The organism is Nocardia farcinica, assembly GCF_029867845.1.
GTDB classification, from domain to species: Bacteria; Actinomycetota; Actinomycetes; order Mycobacteriales; family Mycobacteriaceae; genus Nocardia; species Nocardia farcinica_A.
Genome location: NZ_JARWRU010000423.1, coordinates 1 through 3,157 on the forward strand (window position 1 = coordinate 1; position 3,157 = coordinate 3,157).

The following is a 3,157-nucleotide window of genomic DNA, read 5'->3' on the forward strand; positions in this document are numbered from 1 at the left end:
CCGCGGCCCGGGGGCCGGGTTGTTGCGGGTGTGCGCCGGTGTTCCATTTATTTTCCCTTTTCTTTTTCCCCCCGGCGGGGGGGTTCCGGGGGGTTTTCTCCCCCCCCGACACCGCGTCGCCGACCGGAATGTGTTGCGGCAGGGCGAACATTCCGGCCACCTGGGTGACAATCTGCTCGAGCGAACCACCGATCACGAGATACGGCAAATTCGAATCCTGCAGGGCGGTGAGCAACAACCGGTCGACGGTCTCGCGCGTCGCGCTGTCGCCGTCCTCGGTGACTTCCTCGGGCAGCCGGAGGTGGACGAAGCCGTCGTAGGTCGCGTTCGCGTACCGGGCGACGATGCGGCGCTGTGCGAGCAGGAACCGCTCCTCGAAGATCCGGTAGGGCAGGTCCCTCGGATTCAGCAGCCAGTGCCGCCGCGGCGTGGTGCGGCGGGTGGCCTCGGCCACCGCCCATTCGTGCAGCACCGAGCCGTCGGAGACGTAGCCGCCGGGCAGGCGGGCCTCTCCGTCGACGCGCTGCTCGAAGCCGCGGATCGCCGCCTCGACGGTGCGGGCGAGCCGCCTGTCCGAGCGTGGCGCGGCCAGTTCGTCGGCGACACTGGCGCAGTCGAGCCCGGTGGCCAGCGCGAGCGCGGCGCAGACGGTCCCGCGACCGGTGCCGGGCGCGCCGGTGACGGCGATACGGACAGGGGGCTGTCGGTCTTCCTCGGTCACCGGCGGCTACTCCGGGAGCCGATGGGCCAGCAGGCAGGAACCGGTCACGCCTTGGAACTCCTTGATGAGCAGGTCGGCGCTGCGCCAGCGCTGCCCGCCCCGGTCGATGACGGAGGCACGCTTGATCTCCACGGTGCCGTCGAACTCCTCGGCCGAGGGCCGTGGCGGCTGCTCGGCGAAGAACTCCAGTTTGCGCATCCACAGGGTGTCGCTGTTGGTGCGATCCAGCGAGTCCATCTGATAGAGCAGGATCTGCGACAGCTGGGCGGCGCCGACGATGGCGTCGATCGGCGACACCGAATCCCAGTAGGCCGCCTCGGCGCCCACGTAGCCGTTCTCCGCGCCGGGGCGCACCGACTGCCTGCCGGTGACGCGGGTGGCGTCGGCGTCGACCCGCAGCGCGTGGGCGCTGAGGCTGTGATCCTTGACACCGGTGAGGTAGTAGTGCGGGGCGGGGCCGAAGATGTCGGCGAGACTGTCGAAGGTGTCGGTGCCGGGGAACTCGGGACCGCTGCCCGCGCCGATCTCGTGCACGAGGGTCAGGGTGCCCGCGAGGTTGCCGACCTGGAACTTGAAGGTGGTCTCCGCCAGGTCGCCGTCCTCGGCCAGCCCGGTGACCTCGGCCGTCACCGGAATGTCGTCGAGATCCTCGTGCGGGGCCGCCCCCGCCCTGACCGCGCCGTGGCGGACCCAGGTGCGCGCGGACTGCTCGGGCGACAGCGCCCGCGCCCGGGTGATCGCGGCGTCGCAGAGCGTCGCGGCGAGCATGACCGTGTCGACGCTGCTGACGTGCGGGACGAGTTCCCGGTGCTTTTTCTTCGACCAGTCCGCCGGATATTCCAGTCGCGCCCGCGCGGAATGCCGGGCGCCGGGGCGGACGAAATTGTCCAGCACCAGCGCCGACAATTCCGGGCCGACCTTCCGGTAACCCTCGCCGAAATATCGGGTGGCCCGGGGGCCGAGGGGCTCGTCGTAGCTGGAAAATACAACACTCATGGGTACAACCTTCGAACAGCGAATAATCCTGTACTAGGCGACGCGAGGCAGTTCGAAAACCTGTCCCGCGTACGACAGCCCCGCCCCGAAGGAAACCTGGAGAGCGAGCTGACCCGGTTTTGCCCGACCCGAGGTGATCAGGTCGTCGATCGCCAGCGGCAACGCCGCCGCGGACGTGTTTCCGGTGTGACGCACATCGTCGGCCACCACGACCGACTCCTCGCGCCAGCCGAGTTTGCGGACCACACTGTCGATGATGCGCAGGTTCGCCTGGTGCGGGATGAACACCTCGACCTCGTCGAGTCCGATCTCCCCCGCGATCGCGATCTGCTCGACGATCTGCGGCACCGCGCCGGTGGCCCAACGGAACACCTCGGTGCCCTCCATCCGCAGCATGGGGGCGGCGGTATCGGCGGGCGCGGCGCGCAGTTCCTCCCAGGTCGGCTCCTGGCGGATGAGCCGGGCGTGTGAACCGTCGCTGCCCCAGACGGTTCGGCGGATGTGGCCGTAGTCGGTGGGGCCGATGAGCACCGCGCCGGCGCCGTCGCCGAAGATCGGCGCGACCCCTCGGTCGTCGGGATCGACCACGTGGCTGAGCTTTTCGGCGCCGATGACGAGGACGTTGCCCGCCTGGCCGGAGTTGATCAGGGCGGTGGCCTGTCCGACGGCGTGCGCGAGGCCTGAGCAGCCCGCGGAGACGTCGAACGCCGCCGGGCCTGCGCATCCGAGTTCGGAGGCGACGATCGGCGCGGCGGCGGGTGTCTGGTTCATGTGGGTGGAGGTGGCGAGCAGGACGACGTCGACATCCCGGGCGGAGACGCCCGCCGCGCTCAGGGCGGCGTCGGCGGCGCGCACCGACATGGACGTCACCGTCTCGTCGGGGCCGGCGAAGCGCCTCTCGCTTATTCCGGTGCGGGTGAGAATCCATTTTTCGTCGACGCCGAGATGAGTGGCGAGTTCCGCGTTGGAGATTATTCGCTCAGGCCGATACGATCCGATCATGAGCATCCCGGCTCGCTGGACTGTCATTTCTCGTCGTGCAGCCTTTTCTCGCAGCGTCGTCACAAAGCTCACCCCCCTGCGTGTTTATGAAGTGAATCACTCGTGAATCAACCTAGCACCGGGGCGGCGAGCTGGTATCAGATCACACAGCTATAACACGTGCATAACGGAACAGGGTGACGAAGGTCACGTTTTTTGATGCGGCATTGACATAACCAAAGCTACTGGTCAGTTCGCAATTCTGTGAACGTTTTTGTTCGCGTTTATTCACAGTAAGCAAAAAGCGAACGTTTCTGTTCTTGACTGCCCGGAGAGCCGCAAATCTCCTGGTCACGGCCATGAGAAGGCCTGGACGACGAGGGCGGGGCCCCGCCACCGGGGGGGGGGCCCCCCCCCCGTTGTTGGGGGGGGGGGGGGGGCCGGGGGGAGGGCGCCCCC

General features: G+C 68.1%; 3 protein-coding genes. All 3 read right to left on the reverse strand.

The annotated features are described in order from the left end of the window. On the reverse strand, positions 1-721 hold a 721-nt coding region (locus QH283_RS08995; RefSeq protein WP_280502558.1), incomplete at its 3' end, for an AAA family ATPase. Between the two features lie 6 nt (positions 722-727). After that, entirely contained in the window at positions 728-1,717 is a 990-nt protein-coding gene (locus tag QH283_RS09000; protein WP_280502559.1) for an AvrD family protein, read from the reverse strand. Between the two features lie 33 nt (positions 1,718-1,750). After that, positions 1,751-2,746 carry a beta-ketoacyl-ACP synthase 3 gene (locus QH283_RS09005; RefSeq protein ID WP_280502560.1) on the reverse strand — a complete coding sequence of 332 codons (996 nt, stop codon included), beginning with the start codon at positions 2,744-2,746 and terminating at the stop codon, positions 1,751-1,753. Between the last annotated feature and the right edge of the window lie 411 nt (positions 2,747-3,157).

Excerpts from the sequence above, each read along its gene's own strand:
- QH283_RS09000 (WP_280502559.1), bottom strand. The coding sequence starts at position 1,717 with ATGAGTGTTGTATTTTCCAGCTACGACGAGCCCCTCGGCCCCCGGGCC.
- QH283_RS09005 (WP_280502560.1), bottom strand. The coding sequence starts at position 2,746 with ATGACAGTCCAGCGAGCCGGGATGCTCATGATCGGATCGTATCGGCCT.